At 59.1% G+C, this 709-nt stretch carries 1 protein-coding gene; it reads right to left on the bottom strand.

From position 1 onward, the window contains the following. Positions 1-187: PTS glucose transporter subunit IIA (locus BG61_RS41215; protein WP_152565301.1), on the bottom strand; the 187-nt coding region annotated here is incomplete at its 3' end. Positions 188-709: the final 522 nt, after the last annotated feature.

The following is a 709-nucleotide window of genomic DNA, read 5'->3' as shown; positions in this document are numbered from 1 at the left end:
CCCTGTGCAGTTGCGTGACCTTGCCGTGAAGCGGTGACAGCAGTTCATCCGAGGTCGGGTCGATCGAAACACCGTCGCCGACCATCTTCTGGGCGAAGACCGGATCGGGCACGGTCTCGAGCGGTACCATCACGCCCGAGAGCGGCGCCATCAACTCGATGCATACTGGACGCTGAGGAGCTGTCATCGGCGCGACTCCTTTTGTTTAGCGTTTCGCTCAAACGATGAGCGGCGCGAGCCCGGTATTCGGGGTGCGGTTGGCCGTGCGTTCAGGGGTCTGCGCTATGAGGTCAAACCCTAGGCACACCGGCGCCGCACTGAAGAGAACTTGAACCGGCCTAAGCTAAATCATAGGCGACGACTTTGTGATTCGCTGCCTGAATGAACGCGTGTGCATTGCCTTATGCGTCAGTTCGGAAACGGGTCGAACGTCCTTCTGGATGACCCGGTGGGCCATGGCCTGGCGGATGAAAAATCGGTCACTGCTGCTGGCGGATTGCCGTCGGTGTCGGATTCGAGACGAGATCGCGCCCGCTAGCCAGACGCGCCTCAAGTATCGCGAATCTCGCGAGTCTGCCTTTGGCCTCACACCCCACGTTATCTCCAATGAGCCACACCGCGACAATCGGACGCCAGGTTTGGCGCAAGTCCTATCGAGTGAAAAGACCCCTGGAACAGATAATCCTCGGGAGAAAGACGTACTGTCCTT

Origin of the sequence: Caballeronia glathei (assembly GCF_000698595.1) — a bacterium.
Lineage (GTDB): Bacteria > Pseudomonadota > Gammaproteobacteria > Burkholderiales > Burkholderiaceae > Caballeronia > Caballeronia glathei.
Note: the sequence above shows the minus strand (reverse complement) of the source record. Positions and strands in the feature narration are given on the sequence as shown.